Origin of the sequence: uncultured Campylobacter sp. (assembly GCF_944323605.1) — a bacterium.
Lineage (GTDB): Bacteria > Campylobacterota > Campylobacteria > Campylobacterales > Campylobacteraceae > Campylobacter_D.
This window is the reverse complement of record NZ_CALUTC010000012.1, coordinates 21,983-39,529: the sequence shown is the minus strand read 5'-3', so window position 1 is coordinate 39,529 and position 17,547 is coordinate 21,983. Positions and strand designations below refer to the sequence as shown.

The following is a 17,547-nucleotide window of genomic DNA, read 5'->3' as shown; positions in this document are numbered from 1 at the left end:
TTAGCTTGTGTCTTTATAAATTTAGCTAGTGCTTATCAATCAGGACTTGGTTTTTTATAGATACTCAACTTCCAGCCTGCGTGGATTCAGCTAAGGATTCTTACAAGAGTGAGATAAGTGATGAGACTTTGCAAAGATACTGTTTTTGTATGTTTTCTTTTGTAATAGATGGCTTAAGCGATGATGAATTAAGGCTTTTAGATTTAGCATCTAAAGGAAAGGACGGGGGTTAGAAAGTGAATACAATAGTTTTATAGGAAAGGCTATAAGAATTGGCACAGATATGAAAAACATTACACACTGTTTTACAAAGGCTTTAAACAAATAAAATTTAGCCTTGTAGTTAAAAGATTTTTGCTAAAATGGCTTAAAAAATTTAAGGTTTAGTATGCTAGAAGTTAAAAATCTTTCTATGCGTTTTGCAAATCAGTTATTATTTGAAAATGTAAATTTAACCCTAAAAAGAGGTGAGAGATACGGTCTCATAGGTGCAAATGGTGCTGGAAAATCTACGTTTTTAAAAATTCTAGCAGGAGAAATAGAAGAAAGTAGCGGTGAAATAGAACTTGACGCTGGTTTAAAACTAGCGGTTTTAGAGCAAAATCAATTCGCCTTTGAAGATTATAGCATTAAAGACGCTTTATTAAGTGCTAACAAAAGACTGTATCAAGCCTTAAAAGAAAAAGAAAAGCTTTATATGAGCGAGGAATTTACAGACGAGATAAACGATAGATTAAGCAAGTTAGAACTTATATGTGCTGAGGAAGATCCAAATTATGATTGCGAGTTAAGATGTGAAAAACTTTTAAGTGATCTTGGCATAAAAAATATAGAGGAATCTATGTCCTCTTTACAAAGTGCAGATAAGGTTAAAGTGCTTTTGGCAAGGCTTTTGTTTGTAAATGCTGATGTGCTTTTGCTTGACGAGCCGACAAATAACCTAGATTTAAAAAGCATATCTTGGCTTGAAAATGAACTTTTAAGACACGAAGGAACTATGCTTTTAATAAGCCACGATAGACATTTTTTAAACAGAGTTTGCACTAGAATTTTAGATGTTGATTTTAAACAAATAAGAGAATTTGCTGGCAATTACGATGACTGGTATATGGCTTCTACCTTACTTGCAAAACAAGCTGAATTAAAACGAAATAAAGCCTTAAAGGAAAAAGAAGAGCTTGAAAATTTTATAAGGAGATTTAGTGCAAATGCTTCCAAGTCAAAACAAGCCACAAGTAGAGCAAAGGCACTATCTAAGCTTGAAATAGAAGAGATTAAAATATCAAGCAGGAGAGATCCTAGCATAATTTTTAGGATAAACAAAGAGATAGGAAATGAAGTTTTAGAGCTAAAAAACATAAGCAAAAGCTATGATACAACCCTGTTTGAAAATCTAAATTTAAAACTAAATAAAAATGATAAGATAGCTTTAATAGGTGCAAATGGAGTAGGAAAAAGCACTATAGCCAAAATAATTACTAATTCACTACTCCCAGACACTGGCTCTGTGCATATAGGGGCAACTATAGAACTTGGATATTTTCCACAAGATACAAGCTCTATAATATGTGAAAATTTGAAACTTTATGAATGGCTTATGAGCGATAAATTTAAGGATTTAGATGAGATTAGGAAATGTTTAGGTAGAATGCTTTTTGGTGGTAATGAACAAGAAAAATTAGCTTCAAGTTTAAGTGGCGGAGAAAAACATAGACTTATGCTCTCTAAGATTATGCTTGAAAAGCCAAATTTCCTGCTTTTAGATGAGCCTGATAATCATCTTGATCTAGAAGCCATTATCGCTTTGGGTGAAGCCTTGTATAATTTCAAGGGTGTTGTGCTTTGCATAAGCCACGATAGAGAATTAATCTCCGCTTTTGCAAACAGAATTTGGCATTTAAAAGATGGCAAATTGATAGACTTTCAAGGAAGTTTTGAAGAATTTTTAGGAGAAAACAATGAATACTTATAAAATCCGTTATGCAGCTGGTTTTGGGCACTACACACAAAATCATAGAGGTTTTGGACCTACTATATACATAGAAGAAACTGTAGAATATAAAAGTGAAAAGGATTATTTTGACTATATAGACTTTTATGAATCTCATTCAAAAAGCGATGATACTTATTTTCACATTTCATTTTTAGAGGATAGACCCTTAACTCAAAAGGAAATAGAAAGCAGAAATGCTTACAGAAAATTAAGAGATGAAAGATGCGAAAAAGCAAAACTAGAATTTATAAAACAAAATGAACCAAATTCAGAAACTGATGCTGATGTTGATCACGCTAAAAGAGGCGAATAAATTTTAATTAATTTTTAAAGGATTTTTTTATGAAAACTTTACTTATACTATCACATACTTATTGGCAAGATTCTAAAGCAAATAAAGCCTTGGCAAATGCCGCTACCGAGCTTGACTTTGTAAAATTACACAATATAAACGAAATATATAAAGACGGAAAAATAGACGCTGAAAAAGAAATAGCTTTGATTAAGGAAGCTGATTTCATTGTATTTCAATTTCCACTTTTTTGGTTTAGTACGCAAAGCCTTATGAAAGAATGGCAAGATGTGGTTTTAACTAAGATTATGCATTCAGATTATTCAAAAATTTTACAAGGTAAAAAATTTGGCATAGTTACCACCTTAGGTGGAGCAAAAAACACATATGATGGACATCACGGCTATACCTTAAATGAGCTTTTAAGACCTATATACTATTCTTTTAAATACTCGGGTGCTACTTGCATAGATGAATTTGCTATATATAGTGCTGATGCTTCAAATCTTCCATTGCAAGAGTATAAAAATTATCTAAAAGGATAAATAAAGATCTAAGATCTTTATTTATCCTTTATTAAACAAAATAAACGCCGACACTTTCTTTATTTTCAAAGGCTTTGCTTATAAATCTTTTGTTTAAAAATTCAAGCTCATAGTATTTTTCTTTGTCAGCCTTTGTGTATGTAAGTGCTATCTGTAAAGCAAGATCTAAGTCATCTTTGCCAACATCTTTGCTAAGCAAAGAATAAGCACCAATCAAATTTAAAAGCTTGATTTCCTCAAACTTATCATTTTTAAAGGATTGTAAAAGCTGATTTTCAAGCTCATTTCTACCCACTATCATTTTTGCACCATTTGGCAGCCTCAAATGCCTACCATATTTTAGAAGCTGGGTATCGCTTGCAAGCATTTCATTATCATATTCTTTAAAATCTCTAATTTTTTTAGAAAAACTTTCAAGAGTTAAAAGACAGCCCCCGCCCGGGCTTTCAAAATCATCAAAACCGAATTTTTTTGCCAATTCTAGCTGTCTTTTTCTACTTCTTCCGCTTATGCCCTCTAGTTTATTTCTATCTACCCAAGCAAGTCTCTCGGGTTTTGTTTCTTTTAAATTTTTAGCACACATAGGACGCAATATCAAATCCTCTTCATCTAAAGCTAGAGATTTAACCTTTGCTAAAGCATCGCTTCTTTGACTCATAGGTCTTTGTCCTAAAACCTCACCTGTTATAATGAAAGAAGCTTTCTCATCTTCAAGCATAGAAAGGGCTGTTTTAAACATAAAAGCGTGGCAGTCTATACAAGGATTATAATGCTTTCCGTATCCAAATTTTGGATTAAAAAGAACTTTTTTTAAATATTCATTTTGCATATCTATCATTTCAAAAGAGGCACCCGCCATAGCCGCTCTTTTTTTCATCAATTCACTTTTATCAGATCTTGAGCCAAAGCCTATGTTTATATTCAAAGCCTTTACTTCTATGCCTTGATCGCTTATAAGCTTGATAGCTAACATACTGTCAAGACCTCCGCTAAATAGTGCCAAAGCTTTCATAAATCAACTTCCTATAATATTTAAAAATTACTGCATCGCATACTTTTTCTTAAATTTCTCAACCCTACCAGCAGAATCTACTATCTTTTCACTACCTGTGAAAAAAGGATGACAAGAAGAACATATATCAACTCTTAATTCACTTTTATTTGATCTTGTTACAAAAGTATTTCCACAAGCACAACTTACTTTGCATTCTACAAATTCTGGGTGTATATCTTTTTTCATTTTTAATCCTTACTTAAAAAATAGAAGCAAGATTTTACAGTTTTAAAGGTTAAATTAGAATTAATTAATCTTATAAAGGCTCTGTTCTATTTAAGGGCATTTGAGGACGCTCTCTAAAATTATGATGCCTTTCTAGCCTTAAAGCTCTTCTTGCTTCTCTACATTCTTGCAAAAAATCTTCCCCGCCTTCTTTCAATAAAGCTTCGTGTCTAGGAAGCAAATGATGTTTTAACTCTGCTTCATAACATTTAAGAAGTAAAGCTTTTGTTTCATCTAAATTTTCTTTGTAATAAAGCTCATCTTTTTTATCATTAGAACAAGCCAATAAAAATAAAGCACTTAAGCATATAAATACTCTAAACATTATCTCTCCTTTAATAAACTACAATGTCATTATAACAAAATTTTAGCACACACTGCTATAGCAGCACTTTGGGCTCTTAATATATTTTTTGTTTTAAAACTAACCTTTTGAGTAAAAAGCTCTCTCTCTTCTTTAGAAAAACCACCTTCACAACCCACAAAAATTATTTTATTCTTTAAATTTTCATTTTCTATATAATTCTTAGTATCAAAATCTAATAAAACTATATTATTATATTTTTCACATAATAAATCAACATTTTCAAAAAGCTCGATTTGCATTAAATACGTTCTACCGCACTGCTCACAAGAAGATATTAAAATTCTTTCGCAACGTTTTAAATCAAGCTTGAAATTTCTTTGTGAAAATTTAGTATAAACTAATATAAGCTTATCAAGACCCATTTCATTTAAAAAAGGAAGTGTTTTTTCCAAAATCTTAGGCTCTATCATAGCCAAAGCTAGACTAAAGCCGCTTTTTTTAGTGAGTGTTTTGCTTTTGTCTAACAAAAAAGCTTTTATGCTTTTCTTTTGAACTTCTTTTATCTCGTATTTGTATATGAAGTCATCTTGCAAATTTCTTAAACAAACTGTGGAATTTAGCTTAACTCTCCTAGATTTTAAGTGCAAAAAGCCCTCATTTTGTATTTCTAGTTCATCTTTACCAGCATCAGCACTATATAAAAATTGCATTGCCATACTTATGTAAAAAAGGTATAACAAACAAAAGCAGAACAAAAAGCAATATAAAAAAACTATAAGCTCTGTAAGATTTATACCTTCTCATACTTCTAGCCTTTTTAAATAATTTAAACTGAAAAATATTTAACCCAAGTATCAAAATCCAAGATGCTATCATAATAATTCGGTAGGTATTTAACTCAAAATTAAGCAAAGCAAGCATTAAAATTCCGGTAAAAAATACTATTGCTAAAAACATATAGTAAATAGGTAAAAAAAGTCTTATGCGTTTTATGAAATTAAATTCTGTAGTAAAGCTATCTTGAGTTAAAAATATATAAAAAAACACTAAAAAAATGCTTGTATAGGTAGAATATAAATGCAAAGCTAAAACAAGGTCAAAAGTATTCATCATTTTTCCTCGACTGGTAGAGGAAGATTTGTATCGCTAAGCTCTGATTTCTCATCTGTTTTTTCTAGCTCGACCGTTTCATTGTTTTCTTGTATTTTTTTTATTTTTACCTCTTCACTAGAACAAGCTAGAAAAAAATATAAAAAGAAAAATATAAAAATATACCTCATCAAAGCTCCTTTTTGTTTATAAAACTAAAATCACCCTTTAATTTATCAAAAAAAGCAAAGTCATTCCATTCGCTCTTAATCTCATTTGAAAATTCTATATCATTTAAGCTTATACTTGGTAAAAATTGACTATAAGCGTCATCTTTAAATCCTTGTGCGTAAGAAGAGCTTGTTTCGTGGATTATCACACTATAAAGCTCAACCCCTTTTTCTCCATTTTGCATAATGGTTTTTTTAAGCAAAGTATCAATAAGCACAAAAAAAATTCTACAAAAATTTTCAGCACTAGCATTCAGTGGCAAAGAAACCCATCGTTTTGAATGTTTTTTCATATCATTTAAATATTTCTCATCATCATTTTTATAAAGACTTATGCTGTGATCAAAACTATCTATTATCTGCCTTATTTCTTGCTTTAAAAGACCAAAATCATAAACCATACCGGCATTATCAAGATATTTACTATGAAGCAGAATTTCCGCCTTATAAGAATGCCCGTGTATGCTGGTTTTACATCTTTTTGAAGTGCAAGATCTAACTATATGTGCATGTTCAAATTCAAACATTTTTCTTATTATCATACACCCTCTTTATTTCCCCAAAGTCTTATATGAAGTCTGTCGCTGTAATTATATCCATTTTCTATACAAAATTTGGCTACTTCTCTTGCATTTTTTTCAAGCTCTTTTTCATCTTTTCCCATAGGCATACAAAAAATTTCATTATCTGCTATAGCCAAAACCTCGTCTATTTCTTTTTTTGCTAAACCACTTTTTATGAATTTTTCATCAAGCACAAATTTATAAAAACTTTCTTTAGAGTTTTTGACTATATTTTTTATGGTATTTTCTTGCAATCTTTCTTGTCTTAAAACCCCACTATTACTTAATTTTACACTAAGAGCAAAAATACAATCTTTATAAAAACTGTATTTATCAAAATCTATAAAAATACTAGCATTACTTTCAAAATGAAGTTCTAAACCCAAATTTTGTAGCTCTTTAACAAGCCCTATAAATTCATCATTTTTATGCCATAATGTAGGCTCTCCACCTGTTATAACCACTATAGGTGAAAAATTTTTTTTTAGTATTTTAAGCTCTTGTAAAAGCTCTTCCTTATTTAATTTCTTGTATTCATTTTTAAATTCACTTGTAAAAACAGCCCTTATCGTATCACAACCTACTAAAATTTTACCATTTTTTTCTCTTTCTACCTTAAAGCCAGAACAATTAAAATTACACCCTGCTAAACGAATAAAAATAGCCAATCTACCAGCAAATTTGCCCTCGCCTTGTAAGGATAAAAAATACTCAACTATCTGCATAAAAAATCCTTTTTATGATTATAATAAAAAATATATATTTTGTGAATAAAAATCATTTTTTAAAATTAAATTTATATTTTTACTTGTATAATTTTAAAAATGTTTATCAATATACTTTTAATTTTATAGGAAGGAATGATGGAATTTTTAAAAGCCTATATAGACTATATTATCATAGGTATATTAGCTTTGATGGCTTTTATGGCTATTTGGTGTGTGATAGAAAGATTGTTATTTTTTAGAAAAATTAATATTAACGATTATCAAAACCGTGAAGATTATGATAACGCACTTAGTGAAAATTTAACTACAATATACATAATATACTCTAACGCACCTTACATAGGACTTTTAGGGACTGTGGTAGGGATTATGGTTGTATTTTATGATATGGGTTTAAGCGGAAACATAGACGTAAAATCCATAGTTATAGGACTATCCTTAGCTTTAAAAGCTACGGCTTTAGGTCTTTTGGTTGCTATACCTGCTTTGATGGCTTACAATGCTTTGCTTAGGAAGGTAGCCGTGCTTAGCTCAAAATGGAAAGAAAAATGATAAAGCTTCCTAAAGAAAGTGGCTTAAATGTAGTGCCTTTCATAGATATAATGCTAGTTCTTTTAGCTATAGTTTTAAGCATATCTACATTTATAGCACACGGACAAATAAAAGTTGATTTACCAAAATCAGATAACGCACCATCTATTTCAAACGACAATAAAGATAAACTTATCATAGCAATAGATGCCAAAAATACTTTTTATGCAAATGATAAAGAAATAGATATAAAAGACTTAGAATATGAAATAAATAAACTTTCTAAAGATACTTTGGTAGAGTTAAAAACAGATAAAAATTCTAAATTTGATAGCTTTGTGCAAGTTATAAACTTGCTTAAAAACAAAGAACATCAGAATTTTCAAATAATTACGGAGCAAAGCAGATGAAATTTTCACACAAAAAACAAGCATTTTTATTAACTTGCCTTATATTTACGCCTTTATTGCTTTTTCCTTTCTTTGAAAACTCATTTTCAAAAGATGTAAAAGCTGATAATAATTTAAATTTAGTTATAGGACAGTTTGTGGTTAAAGAACATCAAAGCTTATTACCACCGTCTCCTAAACCTAAGCAAGAAAACAAACAAGAAAGAAAAGCCGAGAAAGAAAAGCCTAAAAAGGTAGAAAATATAGATAAAAAACAAGCAAAAAAAGATATAAAAAAACCTGAAAAATTAGAAGAAACTAAAGCTGCAGCAGCTACAAATTCTGCTCCACAGATAGAAACCTTAATGATAGGCAAAGATAATAATGAATTTTTAAAGGCTGTAAAACAAGCTATAGATAAAGCTACTATAGATACTTATCCTAGACAAGCTAGACAAATGAGACTCACAGGGGTTGTGTCTGTTGAATTTGCTTGGCTGGACGGCTCTAGACTAGGTTTTGTCAGAATTGTGCAAAGCTCCGGACATAGAATCTTAGATGATAATGCAATAAAAGCTATAAAAAGAGCTTCTAGAAACTTTCCAAGCTATGAAAAAAATGTAAAAGTTACACATAATTTAAGATACAATTTAAGTTAAAAAAAAGAATATCAAAATTATCAATAATATAAATGCCCTAAACAAGGGCATTTTATCAATCTACAAATTCTATAAAAGCCATTTCAGCAGCATCGCCACGTCTTAGCCTAGTTTTTATTATCCTAGTATATCCACCTTTTCTATCTTTAAATTTAGGGGCTACTTCGCTAACCAATTTGTTTGTGCTAGACTTATCTTGTAAGGCGGCAAAAACAATTCTATGTGCGTTAAAATCACCTATTCTGGCTCTAGTAACTAACTTTTCTATATAAGAACGCAATTCTTTAGCTTTTTGCAAGGTAGTTTCTATTTTACCATTTTGTATTAAAGCTATGCTCAAATTTTTAAGTAAGGCAGCACGGTGAGAAGATGTTCTGCCTAATTTTCTATATCCGTGTCTATGTCTCATATCTCTTACCCTTCATTTTGTGCTTTAAGTTCAGCTATTTTTTTTCTTAAAGCTTCTTTATTATCACTTAATTTTGAAGTGCCAACTGGAAGTCCTATACTCTCCATTATATTTTTTATCTCGTCTAAAGATTTTTTGCCTAAATTCTTAAGAGCAGCAAGTTCATTTAAGCTCATCAAAGCAAGCTCACCTATATAAGTAATACCAGCTTTTTCAAGACAATTAAAAGACCTGGCACTTAAATTTAAATCTGTGATATTTTGAAGCAACTTCATATTTTCTATCTCATTAGAAGTGTTTTGATTTTTTACAATAGTGCCTATATTTGTAATTTTATCAAAAACAGAAAGTTGCTTATACATAGCTTCTAAAGCGTTTTCAAAAGCCTTAGAAGGAGAAATTTGCCCATCTGTTGTTATGGTAAAAACAACTTTCTCATAATCTGGATTATCACCAAAAAGCACCTTTTCTATATCATACACTGCTTCTCTAACAGGTGTAAAAAAAGCGTCTAAAGCTATATATTTAGTATCTGGTATCATCTCTCTTATATCCTCACTAGGGACATAACCTATACCTTTTTCGACTATAATGGAAAATTTTAAATCCACATCTTCATTGATTGTAGCTAAATAGCTATCCTCATTCACAACTTCTAACAAGTCATTATTTAAATCTTTACCGTGAATTTCTTTTGGTCCTTTAAAATGAAAATCTATCACTTCTTTGTTAGAATCATTTTTAAGTTTTAAGCGCAGTTTTTTCAAATTTATTATAAAAAGTGCAACGTCTTCGAGCATACCACGCATACTGTCAAATTCATGGCTAACCCCATCTATGTGAAGTGCAGTAGGTGCAAAACCGACTGTGCTAGTATAAAGCAATCTTCTAAGAGGATGAGCTAATGTTATACCGTAACCTATCTCGAAGGGCCAAGCACTTATCTTTGCAGTGGTTTGGCTTACTTCCTCTATATTAAATTTATTTGGCGTATAAGCTGATGTAGTTATAGTTTTCATGATTAGCTCCCAATTATTTAGAGTATAGCTCTACTATAAATCTCTCCTCAACAGGAATTATCACTTCATCTCTTTGCGGGTATCTAGTAAAAATTCCAAATCTCTTGTCTTTTTCCACATCTACCCAAGCAACTATACCTGTTTGTGAGCTTAATTCTATCGCTCTTGAAATTTGAGGATTATTCTTGCTTTTTTCTACTATCTCTATCTTTTGCCCTGCTTCAACTCTATAGCTAGGTATATTAACTCTTTTACCATCTACTAATATATGACCGTGAGTTACAAGCTGTCTTGCAAAACGGCGAGTAGTAGCAAAACTCATTCTATATACTACATTATCAAGCCTTTGTTCTAAAAGCTGTATAAGTAAAACCCCAGTATTTCCATCTCTTCTGGCTGCTTCAGCAAAAAGCCTTCTAAACTGCTTTTCACTAACACCATACATAAATTTAGCTTTTTGTTTTTCTCTTAATTGAAGTCCATATTCGCTTATCTTGCCTCTTTTGGCACCGTGCTGTCCTGGTGCATAAGGTCTCTTATCTAAAGCACTTTTACCGGCTAATCTTCTTTCCCCTTTAAGAGCTAGACTTACGCCGAATCGTCTTTCAAGTTTTTCTACAGCTCCTCTATATCTTGACATTCTATCTCCTTTTAAACACGACGACGTTTAGGTGGTCTGCAACCATTGTGAGCTAATGGTGTTATATCTTTTAAAAAACTAACTTTTATACCCTCTACTGCACCAACACTCTTAACGGCGGTTTCTCTACCGCCTCCTGGACCTTGAACCTTTATGCCAAGCTCTTTTATACCGTGCTCTTTAGCCTTAGCTAAAGCATCTTCTACAGCTTGTTGTGCGGCATAAGGAGTTGATTTCTTAGAACCCTTAAAACCTAAACCACCAGCTGAAGACCAAGCTATAACATTTCCCATTTCATCTGTAACTGTAACCATAGTATTATTAAAAGTAGCGTTTATATAAACTATGCCTTTTGCTATATTTTTCTTTGCTACTTTTTTCTTTACAACTTTTCTTTTTGCCATTTATTATCCTTATGATTTAGCACCAACTGTTTTTCTTTTGCCCTTGCGTGTTCTAGCATTTGTCTTAGTCTTTTGTCCTCGCACAGGCAAACCTTTTCTATGTCTTAAACCCCTATAAGAACCAAGATCCATAAGGGCTTTTATATCCATAGCAACTTGCTTTCTAAGGTCCCCTTCAACCATATAGCTCTCTTGTATTTCTTTTCTTATAGCAGCAGCCTCATCTTCACTCAAATCAGCCACTCTTTTATCATAAGAAATTCCGGTTTTATCAAGAATCTTCCTTGAGCTATACAAACCTATACCATATATATAGGTAAGACCATACTCTATCCTTTTCTTTTTTGGTAAATCAACTCCAGCTATACGAGCCATATATTATCCTTGTCTTTGCTTGTGTTTTGGATTTTCACATATTATACGAACCACGCCTTTACGACGCACCACTTTGCACTTGTCGCACATCTTTTTTACAGATGGTCTAACTTTCATACCCTCTCCTTGAAAATTTAAAATTCCACTTTTAAATTTTGCAACATAGCTCTTTAATAGCAAACATTTTTAAAACAAGTGTTAAATTTTAAAAATGTTTCTTTTAACAGTTTTATTGCAAAAGTTTGATTATATCTAAATAAAGCTTATTTATACCTAAAAGTAATCCTGCCCTTATCTAAGCTATAAGGCGTAAGCTCTACTTTTACCTTATCTCCGGGCATTATCCTAATGTAATGCATACGCATCTTGCCAGCTATATGGCACAATATAACGTGCTTGTTATCAAGCTCAACCTTAAAAGTAGCATTTGGTAAAGCTTCTACAACCGTGCCGTCTATCTCTATAACATCATCTTTTGCCAAGCATACTCTCCTTTCTGTAAAATTAAAGAGTGGATTTTAGCAAATTTTTGCTTTTATTTTGATTAAATTAAGTTTTTTGTAAGTATAGATTCTAAGACTTTTTAAAGAAGCTAGAATCTGTATTAAGATTTAAAAATTATACTGATAAGCAAGTCCTGTGATGCCAGTCATTTTGTATGAGGAATATATACCATTTGATAAAAATTCATATTCTGTTTTTGGCAAAGACTTGTAAAATAACTCTAGTCTATGATTGCTAGAAAAGGTTAAAGCCAAGCCTGCATTATATCCAAAGCCCTTTATATCAACTTTTTGTGTGGATAATGCTTGTTTTGAATCTACACTGTAAATTCCATAATTTATTCCTGCAAATACACCGATAAAACTTTGAGTATTTGGTATATTAAAATCAGCTAAAATGTCTAAATTAAAAGATAACAAGCTTTGCGTGTTTTTATAAATTTTACTTTCATCTTCAGAAGTAGCATACGAATAATCAGCATATATCCTAGAGCCAAATATAGAATCGCCACTTGCAAGTTGATAACCAAGTCTTAAACCAACAGGAATAAAATTTGATTTTACATAATCAGGCAAAACAACACCAGGCAAAACATCAGCCAAACTAGCAGATTCTAAGCTGTTTGTTCCAGCAAACACACCTATTAAAAAACCGCTCCTATCAATTTCTTCAGCATTTAGCAAAGAAGAAGAAAACAAGCTTAGTAAAAATGAAAGAAAAATCTTTTTAAGCATAAAAATCCTTTTTTTAAAAATATGCTTAAAATAATAGCCCCCCCCCCTTAAATTTTGCTTAATATTACCTTAAAAAATAGGCTAGTTTCCAAGTAGTATGTAAATTTTACTTGCTAGGTTTTTAAAATTTTCTTCCTTGCTCAAAGCTACACAGGCTTTATTATTAGAAGTGCTTGTAAAATCAGCATTTATTAAGGAATTTTGGGCTGAAAGTAGCTGATTTCTTAAGGCGCTATCGCTTTTATTTGATGAAAGCTGGTTTTGCAGGGAAATGATGTTTTGAATGTGTTGCTTAACTGTGTCATTGCTAGCTATGCCAAAAGCTAAAATAGAGCTTTCATTTACAAAGATTATTTTTAAACATTGCTCATCATTTGATACCTTGAAATTTATCTCTTTTACCCCATTTAAGTAGCTTAAATCCTCGTTATCTATAGCATTTACAGAACTCATCAAAGACGTGCTGCTTAAGCTATCGTTTTTAAGGGCATAAGTGCTAAAATCAGATATCATAGTTTTAAGATTGCTAAGTGCCTTACTAATCTCGGCTTCATCTTTACTTGAACTAAATTTTGGCAAAGCTATGGCAGCTAAAATACCCAAAATAACAATAACAAATATAAGCTCTAAGACAGTAAAAGCCTTTCTCATAGTATTTCCTTAAACAAAGTTAAAATTTGTGTTTTTACTGTGCATTATATCTTCGCTTATATCCACAAAATCTTTATTTGTATAAGCTACACAAGCTGCTCTTGCTATCATTAAGGCATTATCAGAGCAGTATTTTAACGGTGCTAGCTTAAGCTCACATTTATAAGAATCGCAAAGCTCTTGCACCTTAGATCTTAGCTTTAAATTTGCACTTGCACCGCCAACTATGCCAAATTTTTTAAAATTGTATTTTTTAAAAGCCAGACTTAATTTTTGCATTATGTGCGAAATAGCAGCCTCCTCGAAAGCAAAAGCAACTTCAGACTTTGTGCTTTCATCTAAAATTTTATGCTTTAAAAGCTCTAAACGAACCTGGTTTTTAAGACCTGAAAAACTATATTTAAGCTCTTTTGTAGAGCTTAGAGGGACTGTGAATTTTAAATTTTTATGTTTGGCTTTAAGTGCTAAATTTTCTATAACAACACCGCCTGGATAGCCTAAATTCATCATCTTTGCAACCTTGTCAAAACTCTCACCAAAGCTATCATCGCTACTTTGTGCTATTAGATTTATCCTAGCTTTTTCATCTATATAAAACAACATAGTATGCCCACCACTTACAAGCAAAACACCCATATCAAATTTAGCTTCTTCGTTCAAAAATAAAGAATATATATGACCTCGTAAATGATTTATGGCTATTAATGGCAAGCAAAGGCTTAAGGCTAAGGTTTTTGCCATAATTATGCCACCTATTAAAGATACAGTTAATCCCGGTTCATTCGTAACCGCTACAGCACAAAGTCTGTCAAAGTGCTGCTTACAATGCTCTAAAATTTTTGCTAAAGCACTTGTATGAAGTCTTGAAGCCAACTCAGGCACCACTCCACCGTATTTGCTATGCTCTTTTTCTTGTGATATTTTTGATTCAAAAACTAGCGAAAGATCATCTTTGTTGATGATAGCTAAAGAACTATCATCACAAGAGCTTTCTATGGCTAGAATACAGTTTCTCATTTAAATTCCACTAAGATAGAGCCTAAAAATTTATCTTTTTTGAGTGCTTCTTGATACTGTCTTTCGCTTAGATAAGGGGCATTGTCTATATTTTTACTATCTGTTTTTGGAAAAAATTGTTGATTTAAATTTGCATTCCTTAACTCATAAAATTCTACTCTAAAATACCTACCAGCAGCGTCTAATGAAAACTGCCTTTGCATATCTTTTTTTCTTATTTCTATGCCGCTTTCATCTTTTGCATAATCAAAACCTATGACATTTACTCTAACTCCATTCATCTTAGGTATCATCAAGGTATCATTTACTACTATTTTAGAGGCAAATGGAGAAATCATACTAACTCCATCTACTATCAACTCAAATTCATCAAAGGCATAGGAGAATTCAAAGTATTCAGGAAAAAGCCTTGTTTGAAAATTGTTGCCATATTGCACAAAAAATGAAGACTGCTCTGCTATGATCGCTGTTAGTTCATTGCTAGTTTCATATCCTAAATTTCCATAAATAGGCGTTGGGACATAGTTAATGCTTGGTTTTGGCTTATCTAATATATATAGAATTTTGTTTCCAAAAAGTTTTATATGAAGCTCTTGGTTTATAACTTTTTTAATCTCTTCAGGATTTAGCTCAAAAGATCTTGTAAATTCTATCCCAGCTATATTCAAATAATGCTCTATCGCAAGTAAATGGTAATAAACCCTTAAATGCACGGGCAAATCCTTACTAGCCTCATTAGCAAATGCGGCTTTATTGTTTGATATAGCAAAATAAGTAAGAGCCTTTAACATCTCGGTATCATCAAGCTCTTTTGTTTGTGTATTTTTAACAAAAAATCTATGTTTTGGATCTATTAAAAAAGAATTCACAGCCTCGACTGCACTTTGAGCGATTATATCTAAGCGGCTATACTTACTAGCATTTATCTCGTGCGTATCTATCACGCCAGAATTACCCCATCTTTTTGGATTTTTCTTAGCATTCATAAAGGTAGGTCTATAAAAACCCCAACCGTCGTGTAGGTTGATAATCATACCAACCTCATCTCTTAAAATAAGCTTTTTAATCCTTTGAACAGTTTTGTAATCTGGGTCATTTGGACTAAGGCTGGCAAATTTTCTATTTAAATCGCCATTTGCTCCCCTACTTCTTTTTATAATACTATCAAATGCCAAATTCGGTGCAACTATTATTTTTCCTTTTGTGATATTATAATCACTTATAAGCAAAGAGGCTGCGTGAAAGCCTCCTGGCTCATCTCCTTGCATACCGCCAAAGATTAGAATAGTATTATTATCATCTAAACTTTTACCTTTTTCAGTAACCGTAAAATCCAAAGAAAATAAATAAGAAAAACTCAAAAAAATAAAACAAATAAATCTAACTAGCACAAAATTCCTTTACCTTTTTATCTAAATAAAAAATTTCTTCTATCTCATTTATCTTAATATCAGCAAATTTGTCAAGCGCTTTAAATATACCGTTTGCTATATCTAAAAAAGCACAATTTCCACTTAAAAATTTATACACCCAATACTCATTTGCCGCATTTACGATAACACCTAAATCAGGCTTATTTAATAAAATATCCTTTAAACTGTAAATTGGATATTTTTTAAGACTTATTTTATAAAATTTTAAACTAGGAATTTTCAAAAAGTCAAGTGAATTTAAAATATTTTTGTCATTTTTTTCAAAAAGTGCCTGTGAAATCGAAAGCTTCATATCAGCACTAGAAGCGTAAAGACTTGTGCCTCCATCTTTAAATTCACAAAGTGCGTGTATTAAGGATCTTGGCTCTATGATAGCGTCTATATTTTTAAATCCATACAGATAATAAGCTTCTAAAATTTCAAAAAGTTTATTTGCCATAGTGGCACTATCTATTGTTATCTTTGCACCCATACTCCAATTTGGGTGTTTTAAAGCGTCTTTTGAGCTTACATATTTTAAATCTTTTACTTTATGTTTAAAAAAAGCTCCTCCACTTGCTGTTATGAGTATTTTTTTTATATTTTTTTGCTCTTTTAAAAGCATATTTAAAGCAGCGTGTTCGCTGTCTATAGCTCTTATATTTGCACCTTTTAAAAATTTACCACCAACAACCAAGCTTTCTTTATTTGCAAGTGCTAAAATTTTGTTAAGTTTTTTTGCTGTTAAGCTTACATTAAAACCAGCAAAGCCCACGATAGCATTTAAGACTAAATCATCATCGCACTCTTTTAAAAGTTTTTCAAGCCCATTTTGTCCAACAAAAATTTTAGAACTAGGAAATTTTACTAATTTTTTATCATTTTCATTTTTTATACAAACAAATTTTGGTTTAAATTCTTGTATTTGCTCGTTTAGCAAAGATATATTTTCTCCGCAAGAAAGTGCGGATATGTTTATATTATACTTTCTTGCAAGAATTAGGGCGTTAAGTCCTATACTGCCTGTGCTTCCGCATAATATCATACAAGAACAACCATAGCTATAGATGCTATGATAACAGCATCTATGCGGTCTAAAATACCTCCGTGTCCTGGTATTAAAGAACCACTATCTTTTACATTTGCCCTTCTTTTAAAATAGCTTTCTATCAAATCTCCAAGAACTCCAAACACAGCTACCACAAAGGATACAAATAAAGAAAAAAAGAAACCATAAGAAAAAAAGCCCACAAAAGCTCCAAGAACACTCGCAAAGACAAGCCCTCCAACTACTCCTTCTACTGTTTTTGAAGTGCTTGACTGAGAAAACTGTTTTGTGCCTATAAATTTGCCTGTAAAATACGCAAAACTATCGCAAATAACCACTATAAATATAAGCCAAAAAAGCTCGAACATACCTTCATTTACATACAAATGCCATAAAGCAAATATAGGCACAGTAGGATATATGTAAGGTAAAATTTGTTTAATATCCTCGCTCTTTCTGTAAGCCATATAACCTAGCACCAAAATAACTAGCAATATACCTAAAGATATAGCTTCCTTTGAAAAAAAAGCTATTATGAAAAACAAAAGGGCTAAAACAACGCTTGCTTCGTCAGCTTTAAAAAGATTTTTAGCCTCATTAAATGCTAAAAATAAAATACCAGCAAACAAAACAAAGGTTAAAATTTTATCATTTATCAAAGCGACAAGCACAACAACAGCTGCCATTACAATGCCGCTTATTATCCTTTTTATATCAAACATACATTTC

The 17,547-nt window shown here is 31.5% G+C and carries 28 protein-coding genes; 7 read left to right on the top strand and 21 right to left on the bottom strand.

Annotated features, from left to right (window positions below):
- Positions 1-80: 80 nt before the first annotated feature.
- From Q0J35_RS07215 to Q0J35_RS07200, 4 genes are all read left to right on the top strand, one after another.
- Positions 81-233: a hypothetical protein gene (locus Q0J35_RS07215; protein ID WP_297194932.1), complete on the top strand. Its 153-nt coding sequence runs from the start codon at positions 81-83 to the stop codon at positions 231-233.
- Positions 234-388: 155 nt separating this feature from the next.
- Entirely contained in the window at positions 389-1,972 is a 1,584-nt protein-coding gene (locus Q0J35_RS07210) for an ABC-F family ATP-binding cassette domain-containing protein (protein WP_297194930.1), read from the top strand.
- Positions 1,959-2,306: a hypothetical protein gene (locus Q0J35_RS07205; RefSeq protein WP_297194928.1), complete on the top strand. Its 348-nt coding sequence runs from the start codon at positions 1,959-1,961 to the stop codon at positions 2,304-2,306. The genes Q0J35_RS07210 and Q0J35_RS07205 overlap by 14 nt, the downstream gene beginning before the upstream one ends.
- Before the next feature lie 29 nt (positions 2,307-2,335).
- Positions 2,336-2,830 (top strand): NAD(P)H-dependent oxidoreductase, encoded by a 495-nt coding sequence (locus Q0J35_RS07200; RefSeq protein WP_297194926.1) that lies wholly within the window; start codon positions 2,336-2,338, stop codon positions 2,828-2,830.
- A 31-nt stretch (positions 2,831-2,861) separates the two neighbouring features.
- On the opposite strand, the gene Q0J35_RS07195 is transcribed toward Q0J35_RS07200, so the two are convergent.
- The 8 genes from Q0J35_RS07195 to Q0J35_RS07160 all read right to left on the bottom strand — a co-directional run bounded on the left by Q0J35_RS07195 (position 2,862) and on the right by Q0J35_RS07160 (position 7,023).
- On the bottom strand, positions 2,862-3,842 hold the full coding sequence (locus Q0J35_RS07195) for an argininosuccinate synthase domain-containing protein (RefSeq protein ID WP_297194924.1): 981 nt from the start codon (positions 3,840-3,842) through the stop codon (positions 2,862-2,864).
- Positions 3,843-3,869: 27 nt separating this feature from the next.
- Positions 3,870-4,070 (bottom strand): 50S ribosomal protein L31, encoded by a 201-nt coding sequence (gene rpmE / locus Q0J35_RS07190; RefSeq protein WP_297194305.1) that lies wholly within the window; start codon positions 4,068-4,070, stop codon positions 3,870-3,872.
- 70 nt (positions 4,071-4,140) lie between these two features.
- The gene (locus Q0J35_RS07185) at positions 4,141-4,434 is read right to left on the bottom strand and encodes a hypothetical protein (RefSeq protein ID WP_297194922.1); all 294 of its coding nucleotides are present in this window, start codon (positions 4,432-4,434) and stop codon (positions 4,141-4,143) included.
- 29 nt (positions 4,435-4,463) lie between these two features.
- Complete coding sequence (locus Q0J35_RS07180; protein ID WP_297194920.1) at positions 4,464-5,126, bottom strand: 16S rRNA (uracil(1498)-N(3))-methyltransferase; 663 nt, start codon at positions 5,124-5,126, stop codon at positions 4,464-4,466.
- Positions 5,110-5,529 (bottom strand): hypothetical protein, encoded by a 420-nt coding sequence (locus Q0J35_RS07175; RefSeq protein ID WP_297194917.1) that lies wholly within the window; start codon positions 5,527-5,529, stop codon positions 5,110-5,112. Before Q0J35_RS07175 ends, Q0J35_RS07180 begins: the two co-directional genes overlap by 17 nt.
- On the bottom strand, positions 5,526-5,696 hold the full coding sequence (locus Q0J35_RS07170) for a cytochrome C (protein WP_297194915.1): 171 nt from the start codon (positions 5,694-5,696) through the stop codon (positions 5,526-5,528). Before Q0J35_RS07170 ends, Q0J35_RS07175 begins: the two co-directional genes overlap by 4 nt.
- Entirely contained in the window at positions 5,696-6,277 is a 582-nt protein-coding gene (locus tag Q0J35_RS07165; protein WP_297194913.1) for a 6-carboxytetrahydropterin synthase, read from the bottom strand. The genes Q0J35_RS07170 and Q0J35_RS07165 overlap by 1 nt, the downstream gene beginning before the upstream one ends.
- A complete protein-coding gene (locus tag Q0J35_RS07160; protein ID WP_297194911.1) occupies positions 6,274-7,023 on the bottom strand; it encodes a 7-carboxy-7-deazaguanine synthase QueE in 750 nt (249 codons plus the stop codon). The genes Q0J35_RS07165 and Q0J35_RS07160 overlap by 4 nt, the downstream gene beginning before the upstream one ends.
- 138 nt (positions 7,024-7,161) lie before the next feature.
- On the opposite strand from Q0J35_RS07160, the gene exbB reads away from it, so the two are divergent.
- From exbB to Q0J35_RS07145, 3 genes are read left to right on the top strand one after another with little or no spacing between them, the layout of a single operon-like run.
- The gene (gene exbB, locus Q0J35_RS07155; protein WP_297194908.1) at positions 7,162-7,578 is read left to right on the top strand and encodes a TonB-system energizer ExbB; all 417 of its coding nucleotides are present in this window, start codon (positions 7,162-7,164) and stop codon (positions 7,576-7,578) included.
- On the top strand, positions 7,575-7,967 hold the full coding sequence (gene exbD, locus Q0J35_RS07150; protein ID WP_297194906.1) for a TonB system transport protein ExbD: 393 nt from the start codon (positions 7,575-7,577) through the stop codon (positions 7,965-7,967). The genes exbB and exbD overlap by 4 nt, the downstream gene beginning before the upstream one ends.
- Complete coding sequence (locus tag Q0J35_RS07145) at positions 7,964-8,605, top strand: energy transducer TonB (RefSeq protein ID WP_297194904.1); 642 nt, start codon at positions 7,964-7,966, stop codon at positions 8,603-8,605. The genes exbD and Q0J35_RS07145 overlap by 4 nt, the downstream gene beginning before the upstream one ends.
- Before the next feature lie 55 nt (positions 8,606-8,660).
- Here Q0J35_RS07145 and rplQ read toward each other — a convergent pair whose 3' ends face one another.
- From rplQ to Q0J35_RS07080, 13 genes are all read right to left on the bottom strand, one after another.
- A complete protein-coding gene (rplQ, locus tag Q0J35_RS07140; RefSeq protein WP_297194902.1) occupies positions 8,661-9,014 on the bottom strand; it encodes a 50S ribosomal protein L17 in 354 nt (117 codons plus the stop codon).
- Positions 9,015-9,019: 5 nt separating this feature from the next.
- Positions 9,020-10,033, bottom strand: a complete 1,014-nt coding sequence (locus tag Q0J35_RS07135) for a DNA-directed RNA polymerase subunit alpha (protein WP_297194898.1) — start codon at positions 10,031-10,033, stop codon at positions 9,020-9,022.
- A 13-nt stretch (positions 10,034-10,046) separates the two neighbouring features.
- Positions 10,047-10,673 carry a 30S ribosomal protein S4 gene (rpsD, locus tag Q0J35_RS07130; RefSeq protein WP_297194895.1) on the bottom strand — a complete coding sequence of 209 codons (627 nt, stop codon included), beginning with the start codon at positions 10,671-10,673 and terminating at the stop codon, positions 10,047-10,049.
- Positions 10,674-10,684: 11 nt separating this feature from the next.
- Complete coding sequence (gene rpsK / locus Q0J35_RS07125) at positions 10,685-11,077, bottom strand: 30S ribosomal protein S11 (RefSeq protein ID WP_297194893.1); 393 nt, start codon at positions 11,075-11,077, stop codon at positions 10,685-10,687.
- A 9-nt stretch (positions 11,078-11,086) separates the two neighbouring features.
- On the bottom strand, positions 11,087-11,452 hold the full coding sequence (gene rpsM, locus Q0J35_RS07120) for a 30S ribosomal protein S13 (RefSeq protein WP_297194890.1): 366 nt from the start codon (positions 11,450-11,452) through the stop codon (positions 11,087-11,089).
- A 3-nt stretch (positions 11,453-11,455) separates the two neighbouring features.
- Positions 11,456-11,569 carry a 50S ribosomal protein L36 gene (gene rpmJ, locus Q0J35_RS07115; RefSeq protein ID WP_002781429.1) on the bottom strand — a complete coding sequence of 38 codons (114 nt, stop codon included), beginning with the start codon at positions 11,567-11,569 and terminating at the stop codon, positions 11,456-11,458.
- Between the two features lie 146 nt (positions 11,570-11,715).
- The gene (gene infA, locus Q0J35_RS07110; protein WP_134237774.1) at positions 11,716-11,934 is read right to left on the bottom strand and encodes a translation initiation factor IF-1; all 219 of its coding nucleotides are present in this window, start codon (positions 11,932-11,934) and stop codon (positions 11,716-11,718) included.
- A gap of 129 nt (positions 11,935-12,063) precedes the next feature.
- Positions 12,064-12,690: an outer membrane beta-barrel protein gene (locus tag Q0J35_RS07105; protein WP_297194564.1), complete on the bottom strand. Its 627-nt coding sequence runs from the start codon at positions 12,688-12,690 to the stop codon at positions 12,064-12,066.
- An 81-nt stretch (positions 12,691-12,771) separates the two neighbouring features.
- On the bottom strand, positions 12,772-13,341 hold the full coding sequence (locus Q0J35_RS07100; RefSeq protein ID WP_297194562.1) for a type II secretion system protein: 570 nt from the start codon (positions 13,339-13,341) through the stop codon (positions 12,772-12,774).
- A gap of 9 nt (positions 13,342-13,350) precedes the next feature.
- A complete protein-coding gene (tsaD, locus tag Q0J35_RS07095; RefSeq protein ID WP_297194560.1) occupies positions 13,351-14,358 on the bottom strand; it encodes a tRNA (adenosine(37)-N6)-threonylcarbamoyltransferase complex transferase subunit TsaD in 1,008 nt (335 codons plus the stop codon).
- Complete coding sequence (locus tag Q0J35_RS07090; protein WP_297194558.1) at positions 14,355-15,749, bottom strand: M99 family carboxypeptidase catalytic domain-containing protein; 1,395 nt, start codon at positions 15,747-15,749, stop codon at positions 14,355-14,357. Before Q0J35_RS07090 ends, tsaD begins: the two co-directional genes overlap by 4 nt.
- Positions 15,739-16,815 carry a 1-deoxy-D-xylulose-5-phosphate reductoisomerase gene (dxr, locus tag Q0J35_RS07085; RefSeq protein ID WP_297194556.1) on the bottom strand — a complete coding sequence of 359 codons (1,077 nt, stop codon included), beginning with the start codon at positions 16,813-16,815 and terminating at the stop codon, positions 15,739-15,741. Before dxr ends, Q0J35_RS07090 begins: the two co-directional genes overlap by 11 nt.
- On the bottom strand, positions 16,812-17,540 hold the full coding sequence (locus Q0J35_RS07080; protein ID WP_297194554.1) for a phosphatidate cytidylyltransferase: 729 nt from the start codon (positions 17,538-17,540) through the stop codon (positions 16,812-16,814). Before Q0J35_RS07080 ends, dxr begins: the two co-directional genes overlap by 4 nt.
- Positions 17,541-17,547 lie beyond the last annotated feature (7 nt).

Bases quoted from the DNA above. Each gene is read 5' to 3' on its own strand.
- Q0J35_RS07210 (WP_297194930.1), top strand. From the start codon at position 389: ATGCTAGAAGTTAAAAATCTTTCTATGCGTTTTGCAAATCAGTTATTA.
- Q0J35_RS07205 (WP_297194928.1), top strand. From the start codon at position 1,959: ATGAATACTTATAAAATCCGTTATGCAGCTGGTTTTGGGCACTACACA.
- Q0J35_RS07200 (WP_297194926.1), top strand. From the start codon at position 2,336: ATGAAAACTTTACTTATACTATCACATACTTATTGGCAAGATTCTAAA.
- Q0J35_RS07195 (WP_297194924.1), bottom strand. From the start codon at position 3,842: ATGAAAGCTTTGGCACTATTTAGCGGAGGTCTTGACAGTATGTTAGCT.
- rpmE (WP_297194305.1), bottom strand. From the start codon at position 4,070: ATGAAAAAAGATATACACCCAGAATTTGTAGAATGCAAAGTAAGTTGT.
- Q0J35_RS07185 (WP_297194922.1), bottom strand. From the start codon at position 4,434: ATGTTTAGAGTATTTATATGCTTAAGTGCTTTATTTTTATTGGCTTGT.
- Q0J35_RS07180 (WP_297194920.1), bottom strand. From the start codon at position 5,126: ATGCAATTTTTATATAGTGCTGATGCTGGTAAAGATGAACTAGAAATA.
- Q0J35_RS07175 (WP_297194917.1), bottom strand. From the start codon at position 5,529: ATGATGAATACTTTTGACCTTGTTTTAGCTTTGCATTTATATTCTACC.
- Q0J35_RS07170 (WP_297194915.1), bottom strand. From the start codon at position 5,696: ATGAGGTATATTTTTATATTTTTCTTTTTATATTTTTTTCTAGCTTGT.
- Q0J35_RS07165 (WP_297194913.1), bottom strand. From the start codon at position 6,277: ATGATAATAAGAAAAATGTTTGAATTTGAACATGCACATATAGTTAGA.
- Q0J35_RS07160 (WP_297194911.1), bottom strand. From the start codon at position 7,023: ATGCAGATAGTTGAGTATTTTTTATCCTTACAAGGCGAGGGCAAATTT.
- exbB (WP_297194908.1), top strand. From the start codon at position 7,162: ATGGAATTTTTAAAAGCCTATATAGACTATATTATCATAGGTATATTA.
- exbD (WP_297194906.1), top strand. From the start codon at position 7,575: ATGATAAAGCTTCCTAAAGAAAGTGGCTTAAATGTAGTGCCTTTCATA.
- Q0J35_RS07145 (WP_297194904.1), top strand. From the start codon at position 7,964: ATGAAATTTTCACACAAAAAACAAGCATTTTTATTAACTTGCCTTATA.
- rplQ (WP_297194902.1), bottom strand. From the start codon at position 9,014: ATGAGACATAGACACGGATATAGAAAATTAGGCAGAACATCTTCTCAC.
- Q0J35_RS07135 (WP_297194898.1), bottom strand. From the start codon at position 10,033: ATGAAAACTATAACTACATCAGCTTATACGCCAAATAAATTTAATATA.
- rpsD (WP_297194895.1), bottom strand. From the start codon at position 10,673: ATGTCAAGATATAGAGGAGCTGTAGAAAAACTTGAAAGACGATTCGGC.
- rpsK (WP_297194893.1), bottom strand. From the start codon at position 11,077: ATGGCAAAAAGAAAAGTTGTAAAGAAAAAAGTAGCAAAGAAAAATATA.
- rpsM (WP_297194890.1), bottom strand. From the start codon at position 11,452: ATGGCTCGTATAGCTGGAGTTGATTTACCAAAAAAGAAAAGGATAGAG.
- rpmJ (WP_002781429.1), bottom strand. From the start codon at position 11,569: ATGAAAGTTAGACCATCTGTAAAAAAGATGTGCGACAAGTGCAAAGTG.
- Q0J35_RS07105 (WP_297194564.1), bottom strand. From the start codon at position 12,690: ATGCTTAAAAAGATTTTTCTTTCATTTTTACTAAGCTTGTTTTCTTCT.
- Q0J35_RS07100 (WP_297194562.1), bottom strand. From the start codon at position 13,341: ATGAGAAAGGCTTTTACTGTCTTAGAGCTTATATTTGTTATTGTTATT.
- tsaD (WP_297194560.1), bottom strand. From the start codon at position 14,358: ATGAGAAACTGTATTCTAGCCATAGAAAGCTCTTGTGATGATAGTTCT.
- dxr (WP_297194556.1), bottom strand. From the start codon at position 16,815: ATGATATTATGCGGAAGCACAGGCAGTATAGGACTTAACGCCCTAATT.
- Q0J35_RS07080 (WP_297194554.1), bottom strand. From the start codon at position 17,540: ATGTTTGATATAAAAAGGATAATAAGCGGCATTGTAATGGCAGCTGTT.